A 13,948-nucleotide genomic window follows, 5' to 3' on the forward strand; every position below is an offset into this window, starting at 1 on the left:
TATGGAGTCCATATGATGTCGATGACGGCGGAGGCGGTCGAAAACGCTAGAGTCGAAGGCATGTCCAGACCACCAACAGCACGGGAGAAAATCCTCGACGCCTATGCGGCCCTGCTGCGCAGCGATGGCGAACGGGCGGCGACGATGGACGCGACCGCGGCACTGGCCGGTGTCTCCAAGGGCGGGCTGCTGTACCACTTTCCTTCCAAGGACGCCCTCGCCGAAGCCGTCATCGAACGTCTGCTGGACGCCGCGCAGCAGGATAGCGAACGCATGGAAGCCGCCCCCGAGGGGGCCGCCCGGTACTATGTGCGCACCTCCACGGTCGAGGAAACCGAATTCGATTCCTTCTACCAGGCCGTCGTCCGTCTGGCGGCGGGGGCCCATGCCCCGGCGGTCGCCGCCCTGGACCAGGTGCACGGCGACTGGGAGCGACTGGTGCGCGAAGACGTCGCCGACCCGCATGCCGCCGAAGCCATCATGCTGATCGGTGAAGGCCTCTATTACCATTCGACGATGCCCGGCACCTGGTCCCGTTCCCTGGTCGGCAGTGATATCGGCGCCCTGCTCGAGCAGGTCGACCGGCTCAAGGAAGGCCACTGATGGCCTTGAAGCTCAAGTCCCGGCCATGGAAGGGGCGCATCGCCGCTCTGGTGGGGATCATGCTCATGGCCCTGAGCGTGCGTGCCGCCGTCGTTTCGGTTCCGCCGCTTTTGGACCTCATCGGCCCGGAGCTGGGCTTCACCGCCTTCAGTACCGGACTCTTGGCCATGCTGGCCCCGATCATCTTCGGAATCTCGGGGCTGTTCACCCCGCGGATGATAGCCATGCTGGGACTGGAACGGACCCTGTTGCTTTCGGTGGCACTGGCCATCGTCGGACAGGCGGGCCGGGCCTTCGTGGGGGACGTGACCTCCTTCCTGCTGCTCTCCGCGCTGACGATGATCGGCTACGGCATGGGCAACGTGGTTCTGCCGCCACTGGTGAAGAAATACTTCGCGGATAAGATCTCCACCGTCACCTCCGGCTACGTGACCCTGATCGCGATCGGCACCGCCATGAGCCCCATGTTCGCGGTCCCGCTCGAGCAGGTGTCCAACTGGCGGTTCTCCATCGGCTTCTGGACCCTGGCCAGCGCCGTCGTCCTGGTGCCCTGGTTCATCCAGTTCGCGGCCGACCGGCGCCGGCGGGGCGCGGAGGCGGCAGAACATGCCCGGATGGCGGCGGCAGAGACCCCGGCCGAAACCAAAAGCCGACTCGCCGGCGTCGTCGCGGTGGAAGCGGACCGCAGGATCAACCCCTGGCGCTCCCGGGTCGCCTGGGGCCTGGCCATCTTCCTGGCCGGGAACTCCGGACAGACCTACGTCTACTTCACCTGGCTTCCGCCCTATCTCATCGGCGAGGGGATCTCCCCGGCCGTGGCCGGCAGCGCGCTGGCCTACTTCGCGGTCCTTGGACTACCGGTGAGCCTGCTGGTGCCGCTGGTGGTCCCGCGGATGCGCCAACCCATCTACGCCGTCGGCTTCTTCGTCCTGCTCTGGGTCATCGGGCATCTGGGCATGTACTTCCTCCCGACCCAGGGGACCTGGTGGTGGATCACCTCGGCCGGGCTCGGGCAGGGAACGTTCGCCATGGCGCTGCTGATGATCAACCTGCGTTCGCGCACGACCTATGGATCCGGGGTGCTGGCAGGATTCAGCCAGGGCCTGGGCTACGTCGGCGCCGCGATCGCCCCGCTGCTTTTCGGGGTCGTCCACGAGGCCACCGGCGGCTGGGGCGCCTCCTTCGGAATGCTGGGAATCTGCCTGGTGGTCATGGTGGCCGGTGCCTTCATGATCAACGGGCCCCGGCAGATCGAGGACGACGCCGAAGCCGCCCGGACACCCGAACGCGTCTAGTCCCCGGCAGCCGCCCGGGACAGGACCTTGTGCAGGGTGTTCAGGTTCCGCGTGGTCAAGGACGCCTTGTGCTGCGGGCGGGCCAGGACCTTGGCAAGCGGTGAGCTCAGCGATTCGCCGCGGGGAACCTGCCAATACAGCACCGAGTCCCCGGTGGCGAAGCTCTCCCCGTCGGCGGGCCGTGGGGCCGCAGCCATGACCGAGGCCACGGCTGTCTCGGAGGCGGCCAGGACCACGTAGTCGTGCCGGGGAACCCCGTCGTCGATCGGGGGAAAGGGGTAGGCCCCGACCAACGCCGCCACCCGGGCCGTCGTCGTGGCGACGACCCGCGCCGGATAGCCGAAGCGCTCGCCCAACAGGGCCTCCAGCGCCGTCCCCAGGGAGCCGGCGTCGTCTTCGTCGGCATCGAGCACCACGTTCCCCGAAGCCAGCACGGTGATGACCCGTCGATATCCGGCAGCAGCCAGCGCGGCAGCCAGGTCCTTCATGGTGATGCGGACCCCGCCGACGTTGATGCCACGGAGGAAGACGGCAAAGCGTGTCATGAGTCCATCCTGCCTCGGCCGGTTCGACGGCGGAAGGCCCACCGGTAGGCTCGTATGTCATGAGTATTCGTGCATCATACGGCTCCTGGCCCTCACCACTCACCGCGGCATCACTGATCGCCACCCGTAGGCCGGTGGGCTTCCCCCGGTTCGTGGCCGACGTGGTCTGGTGGGTTGAAGGTCGCCCGGAAGAAGGCGGACGCAACACCATCATGGCCGACGGGGACCCGCAGGTGGAGTTGCTTCCAGCGCCCTACAATGTCCGCAGCCGGGTCCACGAATACGGGGGCGCGGCCTGGGCCCCGCTGGCCGACTCCGCCCAAACCGGCCGCTTCGTCTTCACGAACTTCGCTGATCAGAGGGTCCATTTGCGAGGACCCGCGGGCATCAGTGCCCTGACCCCCGATTCCCGGCCCGGCGGTCAGACGGACCCGCAACTGCGCTTCGCCGAGTTCGTCCCCTCCGCGGATGCCGGCGAGATGCTCGCCGTCTGCGAGGATCTCAGCGGGCCCGCCCCGGAACGCTACATCGTCGCCATCCCGCTGGACGGCAGTGCCGCCCAGGATGCGTCGCGGCTGCGCCGGGTGACGCCGCCGTCCCGGTTCGTCGCCTATCCCCGGCTCAGCCCCGATGCCCGGCGGATCGCCTGGATCAGCTGGGAACACCCGCAGATGCCCTGGGACGGGACCGTCCTGCATGTCGGGGAACTCGACGACGCAGGGATCGTGTCCTCGGTGACTGAGCTGGCCGGTTCGGTGGCTGAATCCGTACTGCAACCCGAATGGCTCGACGCCGGGGCCCTGGCCTTCATTTCGGACCGCTCGGGCTGGTGGAACCTCTACAGGCAAGACGTCGACGCCGGGACGGCCCGGGCGCTGTGCCCACGCGAGGAGGAATTCGCCGAACCCCTGTGGCAGATCGGCAGCACCTGGTATTCGGTGCTCGAGGACGGGAGGATCCTGGCCGCCCATGGCACCCACGGGATGCGGCTGGGCGTGCTCGATCCACGGACAGGGACCCTGGAGGACCTCGAGGCCGTGCTGACCCATGCCCTGCCCATCGAGATCCACGACGAGGGCACCGGCCCACAGGTCCTCACCGTGTCGCAGAACTCGACCGAAGGCAACGGCATCCGGGTGCTCGATCTGGCTTCCTGCCAGATGAGGACCATCCGCCGGTCGCTGGCGGAACTCCCCGACCCCGGGGTGCTGCCGACCGGACGGGCGATGGAGTTCACCGATGAAACCGGGACGGTGGTGCACGCGAACGTCTACGAACCGGCGCTTGCCGGATACCTGGGCGGTACGGACGAGAAACCCCCCTTCATCGCCATGGTGCATGGCGGCCCGACCGGACAGGCGCACATCGGCCTGTCGTTGGAGATCGCCTACTACACCAGCCGTGGGCTGGGCGTGGTGGACGTGAACTATGCGGGATCCAGCGGATTCGGTCGGGCCTACCGGGAACGGTTGGCCGGACAGTGGGGCGTCGCCGACGTCCAGGACACCGTCGCGGTGATGCGCGGCCTCGTGGATGCCGGGCTGGCCGATCCCGACCGGCTGGCCATCGAAGGCGGTTCGGCCGGCGGGTGGACCACCCTGGCCTGCCTGACCAACACCACGGCCTTCAGCGCCGGGATCTCGCGGTATGGGGTGGCCGATCTCGAGGCGCTCGTCGCCGATACCCACGATTTCGAAGCCCACTACATGGAGTCGTTGGTGGGCCCGTGGCCACAGGCCCGCGCACTGTATGTCGAACGGGCCCCCATCAACCACGTCGACGACCTGGACTGCCCGGTCCTGTTGCTCCAGGGCGACGAGGACAAGGTCGTCCCGCCGAACCAGTCGCAGAAGTTCGCCGACGCGCTGGCGGCCAAGGGGATCGAACATGCCTACGTGCTTTTTGCCGGGGAACAGCACGGGTTCCGGCAGGCAGCGAACATCGTACGCGCCCAGGAACTCTCCTTGGCGTTCTACGCCCACGTCTTCGGTTTCGACGCCGGGGTGGCACCCATCGAACTGACCGGCGGATCGACAGGGGCGGCATGAACGGCGGGCCGGGGACCCGCGGCAGCAGCGGCCCGGACGCCGGCGACGCGGTCACGGCCGTCGAGGCGATGGCCTACGGCATGGTGCAGGGGGTTGGATTCCGGTACCGGACCCGGCAGCGCGCCGAAGCCCTCGGGGTGGAAGGAAGCGCGCAGAACCTCCCCGACGGCAGCGTGTGCGTTACTGCGCAGGGTCCCGCGGCGGCGGTGGCCGCCCTGGCCGACTGGCTGCGTTCGCCCGATGCCCCGGGCCGGGTTGAACGCCTCGACGTCCGGCAGATCGAGGTGCGTGCCGGCCGCGGAGGCTTCGAGGTCGGCTGAGCCACCACGGCATACAGGCCGTTTCCTTCCCGTGGGAAGGAAACGGCCTGACGGGGTGTCTACTTGCGGGTGCGGATGAGTTTGCGGTTCACGAACTCCTCCATCCCGTATTTGCCCAGTTCCCGGCCGACGCCGGAGCGCTTGACCCCGCCGAAGGGCAACTCGGCGGCGGTCCCGCCGGGCTCGTTGATGAAGACCATTCCGGCGTCGATCTGATGCGCCACCCGCTGGGCCCGCTGGGGATCCTCGGTGAAGATGGACGAACCGAGTCCGAAGGGGGTGTCGTTGGCCAGGGCCACGGCATCCTCCTCGCTGGAGACCTTGAAGATCATGGCGACCGGGCCGAACAGTTCCTGATGGAACACCTCCATCTCATCGGTGACCCCGGTCAGCACGGTGGGCTGGAAGAAGGCTGAATCCTCGGCCACCTTGGAACCACCGACCAGTACCTTGGCCCCCTCGGCAATGGCCGAATCGACCTGCTTCTGCAGATTGTCCGCGGCCGACTGCGAGGACAGCGGGCCCACTGCCGTCTGGTCCTCGGTGGGATCCGACGGCGTGATGGCGCCGGCGGCCGCGGTGAACTTCTCGACGAAGTCGTCGTAGAGGTCCGCCATGACGATGAAGCGTTTGGCCGCGTTGCAGGCCTGGCCGCCATTGCCCATGCGGGCGTTGACGGCGCGTTTGACCGTCTTCTCCAGGTTTTCGGTATCGAGCAGGATGAACGGGTCGGAACCGCCCAGTTCCAGAACGACCTTCTTCAGGTTCCGGCCGGCGACTTCGGCCACCGCGGAACCGGCGCGCTCGGAACCGGTGAGCGATACGCCCTGGATCCGCGGATCGGCGATGAGCTCGGCGATCTGTTCGTTGGTGGCGAAGATGTTCACATAGGCCCCCTCGGGGGCTCCGGCATCGCGGAAGATCTGCTCCATGGCCACAGCCGATTCGGGGCACTGCGGGGCGTGCTTGAGCAGGATGGTGTTGCCGTTCATCAGGTTCGGGGCGGCGAACCGGGCAACCTGGTAGTACGGGAAGTTCCAGGGCATGATGCCCAGCAACACGCCCAGACCCTCCTTGCGCACCACGGCGGATCCGCCGGCGGCGACGTCGAGTTCCTCGTCGGCGAGGAAGCCGGGGCCGTTGGCGGCGTAGTACCGGTAGATGGAGGCGACGATGCCGATTTCGCCCTTGGCCTGCATGACGGGCTTGCCCATCTCACGGGTGATGATCGCTGCCAGTTCGTCCCGGCGTTCCTCGTACAGGTCGGCGACGCGTCCGAGCAGGGCGGCCCTGTCGTCCACCGAGGTGTTCCGCCAGGTGGCGAAGGAGGCATGGGCGCCGGCGAGGGCTTCCTGCAGGGCCGCGTCGGTGAAGGTCTCGTATTCCTTCTCGACTTCTCCGGTGGCTGGGTTGGTGACGGCGTACATGCTCAACGTGGTCTCCTTCGGTGGGGGACGATCAATCGTGGCCGTTGTCCTTCAACGGTCACCTGCCGGGCACAGCGTCCCGGACGGGACGGGTATTCCCGCTCAGCGGGTCCGTTGGACCCGGGCCTCATCCCAGACGGGTTCCTCGGACTCGTAGACCCTCCCGTCGGACCCGAAGACCAGGAACCTGTCGAAGGACTTGGCGAACCAGCGGTCGTGGGTGACCGCCAGAACGGTTCCTTCAAAAGCATTGACCGCCCGTTCCAGGGCTTCGCCGGAGTGCAGGTCCAGGTTGTCGGTGGGTTCGTCGAGGAGGAGCAGGGTCGCTCCCGAAAGTTGCAGCAACAGGATCTGGAAACGGGCCTGCTGCCCTCCGGAGAGTGAATCAAAGGCCTGTTCGGCCTGTGCAGCCAATCCGTAACCATCAAGGGCCCCCGAAGCCGCCTCGCGCCCCATGCCGGAGCGGTGCTCGTCGCCGCGGTGCAGGATGTCCAGCAGGGAACGATGACCCAGATCCGGCCGGATATGCGTCTGGGCGAAGTAGCCCGGACGGATGCGGGCGCCGAGCTTGACCTTGCCCTCGTGGGGAACCTCGGTCAGGGCGATATCCGAGACGGGGAGATGTTCGCGTTCGGGGTCGGTGCCGCCGGCGGCGAGCAGCCGCAGGAAGTGCGATTTGCCGGAACCATTGGAACCGAGCACCCCCACCCGGTCCCCGAACCAGACCTCGGTGGAGAAGGGCTTCATCAGCCCGGTGAGCTCCAGTCTCGTGGCCACCACGGCCCGTTTGGCGGTGCGGCCGCCTTTCAGCCGCATCTTGACGTTCTGTTCCATCGGCAGCGCCTCGGGAGGGCCGATCTCCAGGAACTTCGCCAACCGGGTCTGTGCCGCGCTGTACCGGGTGGCCATATCGGAACGGAAGGCCGCCTTGTTCTTGTACATGTTCACCAGCTCCTTGAGCTTGGTGTGCTCCTCGTCCCAGCGTTTGCGCAGTTCCTCGAAGCGGGCGTTGCGGTCCGCACGTGCTTCGCCGTAGTTCCCGAAGGACCCGCCATGGATCCAGGCGGAGGCACCGTTGACACCGGGTTCAAGGGTGATGATGCGTTCGGCGGCCTGATTGAGTAGTTCGCGGTCGTGGCTGATGAACAGCACTGCCTTGTCGGAGCTGCGCAGCTTGCCTTCCAACCAACGCTTACCCGGGACGTCAAGGTAGTTATCCGGTTCGTCGAGCAGCAGGACCTCGTCGTTGCCGGCGAAAAGCGCCTCCAGTACCAGCCGTTTCTGCTCGCCACCGGAGAGCGTGGTCGCCGGACGGTGGGCGGCGGCCTCGAAGGGCAGACCGAGGGCCTCCATGCAGACCACGTCCCAGACGGTCTCGATGTCGTATCCGCCCACGTCACCCCAGTCCACGATCGCCTGGGCGTAACGCATCTGCGTCTTCTCCTCGGCTGCGGGGTCTGCATGGTCTTCGAGCATGGCCTCCTCGGCGGCTGCCATCTCGGCCGCGGCCTTCGCCAGGGCCGGGGGTGCGGCGGAAACCAGCAGGTCGCGCACCGTGGACTCGTCACGGACCTGCCCGACGAACTGGCGCATGATGCCCATCGAGCCGGACAGGCCGACGGTCCCGCCGTCGGCGGTGAGGTCACCGGCAATGATCTTGAACAGCGTCGTCTTCCCGGCGCCGTTGGGTCCGATGAGGGCGGTTTTGCTGCCGTTGCCGACCTTGAAGGAGACCTCGTTCAGCAGCTGCGTGCCGTCGGAGAGGAAATAGTCGATTCCGGCAACATCAATATGACCCATCCGGCCAGTCTAGGGCCGGGCAGGCATGGCTTCCCAACCCCGTCCCGTGGGGGACAACGCCCGTGTTCGCTAATGGATCCATGCCCGGGTCAGTTAGGCCAGACTGCGATGACAGCCCGGTGGAATCACCGTAGATTAATCCACATGAAACTTACTGGAGCACTGAAGGAAGCATTCAACGACCAAGTCACCCTCGAACTCGAGGCCTCCGTGGTCTACCGCCAGCTGGCCATCGAAATGGACGTCCATGACCTGCCGGGCATCGCCGGATGGTTCCGGGCCCAGGCCCAGGAAGAAGTCGTCCACGCGGAGAAGTTCATCGCCCATATGACCGACCGCGACGCGAGCCCCTCCATCGGTGGCATCAAGGCACCCGGTGTGAAGGCCGGTACCGTCCTGGAGGCCTTCGAGGCCTCGCTGGCCCATGAGGTCAAGGTGTCGGAAGCCATCCGCAGCCTCTACCGTCTGGCGCAGCAGGAGGGGGACATCGACGCCCTGCCGCTGCTGAACTGGTTCGTCGAGGAACAGCTCGAAGAGGAGGCGACCGTCGGGGAGATCATCGGCCGGGTCCGCCTGATCGGTGAGGACGGGAACGGGTTGCTGCGTCTGGACGCGGAGCTCGCGGAGCGTCCGGGCGCGGACGAGGCGGCCTAGCCTTCCAGTTCGCGGCGCAGCCGTTCGAGTTCGCGCCGGTCCTTCTTGGTGGGGCGCCCCGTTCCGCGGTCGCGGACCGGAATCATCAACGACGGCGCCTTCGGACGTTCCGGGGTGTGGTCGGTGTAGCAGCTGGCCGCCGCCGGAGCCCCGACGCGTTTGGAGATCAGGGCGCGCACCTCGAGGATCTTCTCGAACCCGGATTCCCGGACCCGGATCATGTCTCCGGGAACCACGACCGCCGCGGCCTTGGCCGGGCGGTCGTTGAGTTTGACGTGACCCGCCCGGCAGGCCGCCGTCGCCGCGGAGCGGGTTTTGAAGGCGCGGATCCCCCAGAGCCACGCATCGATGCGCACTGCCTTGTCCAGAATCTTCATGATCCCCGAGCCTAGCCGCCCGCGGCGGGAGCTACCGGGTCGAAGCCCCCGGCGCTCCGAGGCCGAGGGCCGCGCAGGCCTGGGCCGCGGCGTCCTCGATGAGGCGCTCGGCATCGGCCTGCAGCTCGGCCAGCGTCGCCGCTCCCGAGGCAATGGAGAACGCCGCGGTCAGCCCGGCCTCCCGGCAGGAGGCGGCATCGAGCTGCACGGCACCGGCGATGACCACGATCCGGCTGTGCTGGTCCGCGGTGCGGCGGACGGCGTCGACGACCTTGCCGCCCAGGGACTGGCTATCCAGCCGTCCCTCCCCGGTGAGCACGACGTCGGCGCCGGCCAGGGCAGTGCGTAGTCCGACGGCGGTGGAGACGAGTTCGGCCCCCGGAACCGTTTCGGCCCCCAGCAGGGACACCAGGGCCAGGGGCAGTCCGCCGGCGGCCCCGAACCCGGGGTGCCGGGACACCTCCTCGGCGTCGAGCACCGTGGCCAGATGGGCCAGACCGGCATCCAACACCGCGACGTCCTCGGGGCCGGCCCCCTTCTGCGGGCCGAAGACCGCGGCGGCACCCCGTGGCCCGCACAACGGGTTGTCCACGTCCACGGCGATCCGCCAGGATATGGAGGCGGCCCGGGGGTGCAGCCCCGATACGTCCACCCGGGAGATGGCCGAGAGCGAGCCGCCCCCCGGGGCGACGGGTTCGCCCCCGGGATCCAGGAACCGGGCCCCCAGGGAGCTGAGCATCCCGGTACCCCCGTCGGTGGTTGCGGAGCCGCCGATGCACAGCAGGATCTCCGAGACCCCTGCGTCCAGCAGGCGGGCGGCGATCAGCCCGACCCCGTAGGTATCGGCCTCCAGCGGGCGCAGGTCGAGATCGGCGACCTGGGGCAACCCGTTGGCTTCGGCCGCCTCGATGATGCCCGTGGTCCCATCCGCGGAGAGCCCGTACCGTGCCGTGGCGGGGCGGCGGAGGGCGTCGGTGGTTTCCATGGTCAACGGTTCCGTCCCCCAGGTCGCCAGCAGCGCATCCAGGGTGCCTTCGCCGCCGTCGGCCATGGGCAGTTCGAGGATGGTGGCCGCCGGTCCGGCGACGGCGCGGGCCCCGCGGGCGAGGGCGGCGGCAGCCTGGGCGGCGGAGGCACTGCCCTTGAACGAATCGGGGGCGACGACGATGACGGGAGGTGATTGGGGGCTCATGGCTCCACTCTAGGACACTGCCGAACGAAGAAATATGGATGAGTTGTCCGGTCTTTGGTGCATTGGTCCACCAGAACATGTGCAACATGCACTGTTTTTCCGGATGTGTCGGGGAAGGCCCCCGGGAGGTGCGGCCGCCTGCGTGGCTACCGGGTCCGGCGGCGGGCGGCGATGATCGCCAGCTGCAGCGAAGCCGCCTGGGCCGGGCTCCGCGGGTCGAGCCCCGTCAGCTCGGTGATGCGCTCCAGGCGTTGCACGGTCGTGTTCCGGTGCAGGTACAGCTCACGGGACGCGGCCGCGACCGAGGCACCACAGCGCAGGAAGGCCACCACCGTGCCTCGGTGCCCCGCGCCCAGGGAGTCCACCCGGCGGGCCATCGAGGCGCGGGTCGCCGCCGGCAGGCAGGAGACGCTGAGTTCGGGAGCCAATTCATCGAGCCTGAGGATCCCCGACGCCGGTGGTTCCGGCAGCAGATCGGCGGCGGCGACCAACGCCCCCAGGGCCTGGGCCACCCCGGCCAGTTCGGCGCCATCGGCGCAGGGGCCGCCGTCGATCATCAGGGTCCCCGCCGGGGGGACTGCCGTGGCCCGGTCTTCCGGGCGGGTGGACCGGGCCCCGGTCAGGATCCACTGTGCCCCGCCGAAACGGGCCCGCCGCTGGGCGCCGGGAGGAGGGACTGCCCCGGGGTCGGGTTCCACAGTGCCGCTCTCCTGGCGGTCCAGGACGGCGGAGAGGCTCCACGGGGCCGCCAGCCCGGGAAGCCCGGAGGCCAGCGCCCCGGTGATGGCCGCACCGTCGATATCGCCGGCCACCATCCCGGACAGCAGTTCGCGGTCGGCTGCTTCGCGGCGGGCGGAGTCATCGAGTTCACGTTCGCGTTCGAGCAGCAGGGCCGTGGTCAGAACCAGCACCTGAGCCACGGGCGAGACCCGCTCCGGAGGTCCGGTGAGGCCCAGTACGCCCACGATCTTCCCGTCCAACCGCAGCGGCAGGTTCGCCCCCGGGCGTTCGGCGGGCGACGCGCCGTCGTGCACGATCCCCGGTTCGCCGGCGGCCACGGCCCGCGCGACGGCGTGGGTCGAGCCGATCCGTGCGGGGTCGGTGGACGCAATGATCCGTCCGGCGGGATCCATGATGTTGATGTTGAACTCCAGCGTCGGGGCGACCTGGTCGATGACGCGCTGGGCCAGTTCCGGGCTGAGGGGCTGGGGCATGCCGCCAGTTTAGGCGGTGGGTGCCAGCAGGAGCGTTTCGATGGATTGCCCGAGGATGTCGACCGCCTCGGGGGAGAGGTTGTCCCCGGTGATCAGGACATCCGCCGTGCCGAGTTCGGCGATCTGGCACAACCCGGTGATGCCCCATTTGCTGTGGTCCGCGACGACGACGAGTTCCGCCGCCGCGGACATGAACGCCTGGTTGGCTTGGGCTTCGAGCATGTTCGGGGTGGTGAAACCGTCTTCGGCGGTCATGCCATGGATCCCCATGAAGCAGATGTCCACATGCAGCTGGGCCAGGGCGGCCGTGGCCAACGGGCCCACCAGGGCGTCGGAGGGGGTCCGGATGCCACCGATGAGGATGACCGACTGGGAAGGGTTGTCGGCACTGTAGAAGACCTCGGCGATGCGGGGGGAGTTCGTCACCACCGTCAGGTCGGCAATACCCGTGCAGTGACCGGCCAGGGCATAGGTGGTGGTCCCGGAATTCAGTGCCACGGACATGCCGGGTTCGATCAGTTCGGCCGCCCGCAGCGCCAGGGCCTCCTTCTCGGGGGCCGCGAGCCCGAGTTTGCGGGTGAAGCCGGGCTCGATGCTGGTGGCCGATTGTTCACGGGTGGCCCCGCCGTGGACCTTGACCAGTTCCCCGGCCGCTGCCAGCGCGTTCAGATCCCGCCGGACGGTCATCTCCGAGATGCCCAGTTCGTGGGAGAGCTCGGTGACGCGCACCTGTCCGTATTTGTTCAACTCGTCCAGGATGTGCCGACGACGTTGCTGCGGGAGCATTTCTGCCATGTTCGGGACACCTTTTTCGGGGATTGCGGGGAGCGGACGGACGGAGGGCGGGATGGCCCGGTCAGATCAGCATAGTCGAGGTTCGGAAATGTGCGAGTGGTTCTTTTTCCAAAAAATACCGATAAATCCCGCCAAAAGCACCCTCGACAATTGGTTGACATCGACCCCTTGCGCTCCAAAGTGACGCGTGCCATAGTAGCGATAAGTCTGATTACGTTGCTTTCTGATCGACTTTGAGTGTTTTTCAAGAATTCTCCGTCGCCTGGCACCTGAAACGGGTCTGCGGCACAACCCAAGGAGTCACCGTGGCACAGTCCAACCCCCGGAAGAGCGGATATTCGTTCGCACCCAGCCCGTCTTCGCTCGGAGCTGGTCTCAGCGTCCCGGTGGGCCGCCGCTCGGTGCTCGGCGGGGCCGTGGGCCTGTCGGCCATGGCCGCGTTGACCGCCTGCGGAGGAGGCGGAGGAGGCTCGGACGTCAAGGAGGGCACCGGGGCCATCTCCTTCGGCTCCAACCAGTCCGATGCCGTGCCGAAGGCCGCCTATAAGAAGATGATCGACACCTTCAAGAAGGACTCCGGTTCCAAGGTCAGCATCAACACGGTGGACCACAACACCTATCAGGAGCAGATCAACTCCTACCTGCAAGGTGAACCCGATGACGTGTTCAGCTGGTTCGCCGGCTACCGCATGCGCTTCTTCGCCGACCAGGGTCTGGCCGGGGACGTCAGCTCCGTCTGGGACAACATCGGTGACGATTTCAGCGAGGCCTTCAAGGCCTCCGCGACCGCAACCGACGGCAAGCAGTATTTCGTTCCGGTCTCCTACTACCCCTGGGCCGTGTTCTACCGCAAGTCGGTGTTCGCGGACAAGGGCTACGACATCCCCACCACGCTGGACGAGTACATCAGCCTGAGCAAGGAGATGCAGAAGGACGGGCTGACCCCCATCGGCCTCGGCGACAAGGACGGGTGGCCGGCCATGGGCACCTTCGACATCCTGAACATGCGCATCAACGGCTACGACTTCCACACCAGCCTCCTGGCCGGCGAAGAATCGTGGGAATCGGATGAGGTCAAGGACGTCTTCGACACGTGGGCCAAGCAGATGCCCTACCACCAGAAGGGTGGCCTGGGCCGTGACTGGCAGGAAATGGCCCAGGGGCTGCTGCAGAAAAAGACCGGCATGGCGGTCTTCGGCATGTCGATCTCACAGCAGTTCCAGGGAGCGGAGGGCGGCGAGGCCCTGGAGGATCTGGATTTCTTCAAGTTCCCCAAGATCAACGACGAACACGGCACGGACTCCATCGACGCCCCCACCGACGGGTTCATGATGAGCGCGAAGACCGAAAACGGTGGAACCGCCAAGGACCTCCTCGAGTTCCTGGGCAGTGCCGAAGCGGAGCAGATCAACACCGAAGCCGATAAGTCGATCGTGGGCCCGGCGACGAACGTGGACACCTCCAACTACACGGCCCTGCAGAAGAAGGCGGTGGAACTGGTCGGGGAAGCCAAGCACACCGCACAGTTCCTGGACCGCGACACCCGCCCTGACTTCGCCTCCACGGTGATGATCCCCTCGCTGCAGGCCTTCATCAAGGACCCGAAGGACATCAACAACATCCTGAAGGACATCGAGGCGCAGAAGAAGGCCATCTTCACCGCCTGATGCCGCTGCAG

13 protein-coding genes are annotated in these 13,948 nt (G+C 67.4%); 6 read left to right on the plus strand and 7 right to left on the minus strand.

What is annotated here, in order from left to right:
* Positions 1-60 precede the first annotated feature (60 nt).
* Together ACT3UE_RS12110 and ACT3UE_RS12115 are read left to right on the plus strand one after the other, a co-directional pair.
* The gene (locus ACT3UE_RS12110; RefSeq protein ID WP_444553791.1) at positions 61-603 is read left to right on the plus strand and encodes a TetR/AcrR family transcriptional regulator; all 543 of its coding nucleotides are present in this window, start codon (positions 61-63) and stop codon (positions 601-603) included.
* Positions 603-1,898: an MFS transporter gene (locus ACT3UE_RS12115; RefSeq protein ID WP_444553790.1), complete on the plus strand. Its 1,296-nt coding sequence runs from the start codon at positions 603-605 to the stop codon at positions 1,896-1,898. Before ACT3UE_RS12110 ends, ACT3UE_RS12115 begins: the two co-directional genes overlap by 1 nt.
* On the opposite strand, the gene ACT3UE_RS12120 is transcribed toward ACT3UE_RS12115, so the two are convergent.
* Positions 1,895-2,443, minus strand: a complete 549-nt coding sequence (locus ACT3UE_RS12120) for a DUF1697 domain-containing protein (protein WP_444566794.1) — start codon at positions 2,441-2,443, stop codon at positions 1,895-1,897. The two genes, ACT3UE_RS12115 and ACT3UE_RS12120, sit on opposite strands and share 4 nt — an antisense overlap.
* A gap of 59 nt (positions 2,444-2,502) precedes the next feature.
* Between ACT3UE_RS12120 and ACT3UE_RS12125 the strand changes: the two genes are divergently transcribed.
* Both ACT3UE_RS12125 and ACT3UE_RS12130 read left to right on the plus strand, forming a co-directional pair.
* Complete coding sequence (locus tag ACT3UE_RS12125; RefSeq protein WP_444566795.1) at positions 2,503-4,491, plus strand: prolyl oligopeptidase family serine peptidase; 1,989 nt, start codon at positions 2,503-2,505, stop codon at positions 4,489-4,491.
* Complete coding sequence (locus tag ACT3UE_RS12130; RefSeq protein ID WP_444553787.1) at positions 4,488-4,811, plus strand: acylphosphatase; 324 nt, start codon at positions 4,488-4,490, stop codon at positions 4,809-4,811. The genes ACT3UE_RS12125 and ACT3UE_RS12130 overlap by 4 nt, the downstream gene beginning before the upstream one ends.
* Before the next feature lie 59 nt (positions 4,812-4,870).
* Here the strand turns inward: ACT3UE_RS12130 and ACT3UE_RS12135 are convergent, their stop codons facing one another.
* Positions 4,871-6,244, minus strand: coding sequence for an NAD-dependent succinate-semialdehyde dehydrogenase (locus tag ACT3UE_RS12135; protein ID WP_444553786.1), 1,374 nt, complete (start codon positions 6,242-6,244; stop codon positions 4,871-4,873).
* 96 nt (positions 6,245-6,340) lie between these two features.
* Entirely contained in the window at positions 6,341-8,038 is a 1,698-nt protein-coding gene (locus ACT3UE_RS12140) for an ABC-F family ATP-binding cassette domain-containing protein (RefSeq protein ID WP_444566796.1), read from the minus strand.
* A 144-nt stretch (positions 8,039-8,182) separates the two neighbouring features.
* On the opposite strand from ACT3UE_RS12140, the gene ACT3UE_RS12145 reads away from it, so the two are divergent.
* Entirely contained in the window at positions 8,183-8,692 is a 510-nt protein-coding gene (locus tag ACT3UE_RS12145; RefSeq protein ID WP_444566797.1) for a ferritin, read from the plus strand.
* On the opposite strand, the gene ACT3UE_RS12150 is transcribed toward ACT3UE_RS12145, so the two are convergent.
* From ACT3UE_RS12150 to ACT3UE_RS12165, 4 genes are all read right to left on the minus strand, one after another.
* On the minus strand, positions 8,689-9,069 hold the full coding sequence (locus ACT3UE_RS12150) for an RNA-binding S4 domain-containing protein (protein ID WP_444553783.1): 381 nt from the start codon (positions 9,067-9,069) through the stop codon (positions 8,689-8,691). The two genes, ACT3UE_RS12145 and ACT3UE_RS12150, sit on opposite strands and share 4 nt — an antisense overlap.
* 31 nt (positions 9,070-9,100) lie before the next feature.
* Entirely contained in the window at positions 9,101-10,261 is a 1,161-nt protein-coding gene (locus ACT3UE_RS12155; RefSeq protein ID WP_444561156.1) for a glycerate kinase, read from the minus strand.
* Positions 10,262-10,407: 146 nt separating this feature from the next.
* The gene (locus ACT3UE_RS12160) at positions 10,408-11,475 is read right to left on the minus strand and encodes a CdaR family transcriptional regulator (protein ID WP_444553781.1); all 1,068 of its coding nucleotides are present in this window, start codon (positions 11,473-11,475) and stop codon (positions 10,408-10,410) included.
* Positions 11,476-11,484: 9 nt separating this feature from the next.
* Complete coding sequence (locus ACT3UE_RS12165) at positions 11,485-12,270, minus strand: DeoR/GlpR family DNA-binding transcription regulator (protein WP_444553780.1); 786 nt, start codon at positions 12,268-12,270, stop codon at positions 11,485-11,487.
* A gap of 305 nt (positions 12,271-12,575) precedes the next feature.
* Between ACT3UE_RS12165 and ACT3UE_RS12170 the strand changes: the two genes are divergently transcribed.
* Positions 12,576-13,937, plus strand: a complete 1,362-nt coding sequence (locus ACT3UE_RS12170; RefSeq protein ID WP_444553779.1) for an ABC transporter substrate-binding protein — start codon at positions 12,576-12,578, stop codon at positions 13,935-13,937.
* Positions 13,938-13,948: the final 11 nt, after the last annotated feature.

This window comes from Arthrobacter sp. 179 (assembly GCF_052379645.1).
Classification (GTDB): Bacteria; Actinomycetota; Actinomycetes; order Actinomycetales; family Micrococcaceae; genus Arthrobacter_H.

Excerpts from the sequence above, each read along its gene's own strand:
- ACT3UE_RS12110 (WP_444553791.1), top strand. The coding sequence starts at position 61 with ATGTCCAGACCACCAACAGCACGGGAGAAAATCCTCGACGCCTATGCG.
- ACT3UE_RS12115 (WP_444553790.1), top strand. The coding sequence starts at position 603 with ATGGCCTTGAAGCTCAAGTCCCGGCCATGGAAGGGGCGCATCGCCGCT.
- ACT3UE_RS12120 (WP_444566794.1), bottom strand. The coding sequence starts at position 2,443 with ATGACACGCTTTGCCGTCTTCCTCCGTGGCATCAACGTCGGCGGGGTC.
- ACT3UE_RS12125 (WP_444566795.1), top strand. The coding sequence starts at position 2,503 with ATGAGTATTCGTGCATCATACGGCTCCTGGCCCTCACCACTCACCGCG.
- ACT3UE_RS12130 (WP_444553787.1), top strand. The coding sequence starts at position 4,488 with ATGAACGGCGGGCCGGGGACCCGCGGCAGCAGCGGCCCGGACGCCGGC.
- ACT3UE_RS12140 (WP_444566796.1), bottom strand. The coding sequence starts at position 8,038 with ATGGGTCATATTGATGTTGCCGGAATCGACTATTTCCTCTCCGACGGC.
- ACT3UE_RS12145 (WP_444566797.1), top strand. The coding sequence starts at position 8,183 with ATGAAACTTACTGGAGCACTGAAGGAAGCATTCAACGACCAAGTCACC.
- ACT3UE_RS12150 (WP_444553783.1), bottom strand. The coding sequence starts at position 9,069 with ATGAAGATTCTGGACAAGGCAGTGCGCATCGATGCGTGGCTCTGGGGG.
- ACT3UE_RS12155 (WP_444561156.1), bottom strand. The coding sequence starts at position 10,261 with ATGAGCCCCCAATCACCTCCCGTCATCGTCGTCGCCCCCGATTCGTTC.
- ACT3UE_RS12160 (WP_444553781.1), bottom strand. The coding sequence starts at position 11,475 with ATGCCCCAGCCCCTCAGCCCGGAACTGGCCCAGCGCGTCATCGACCAG.
- ACT3UE_RS12165 (WP_444553780.1), bottom strand. The coding sequence starts at position 12,270 with ATGGCAGAAATGCTCCCGCAGCAACGTCGTCGGCACATCCTGGACGAG.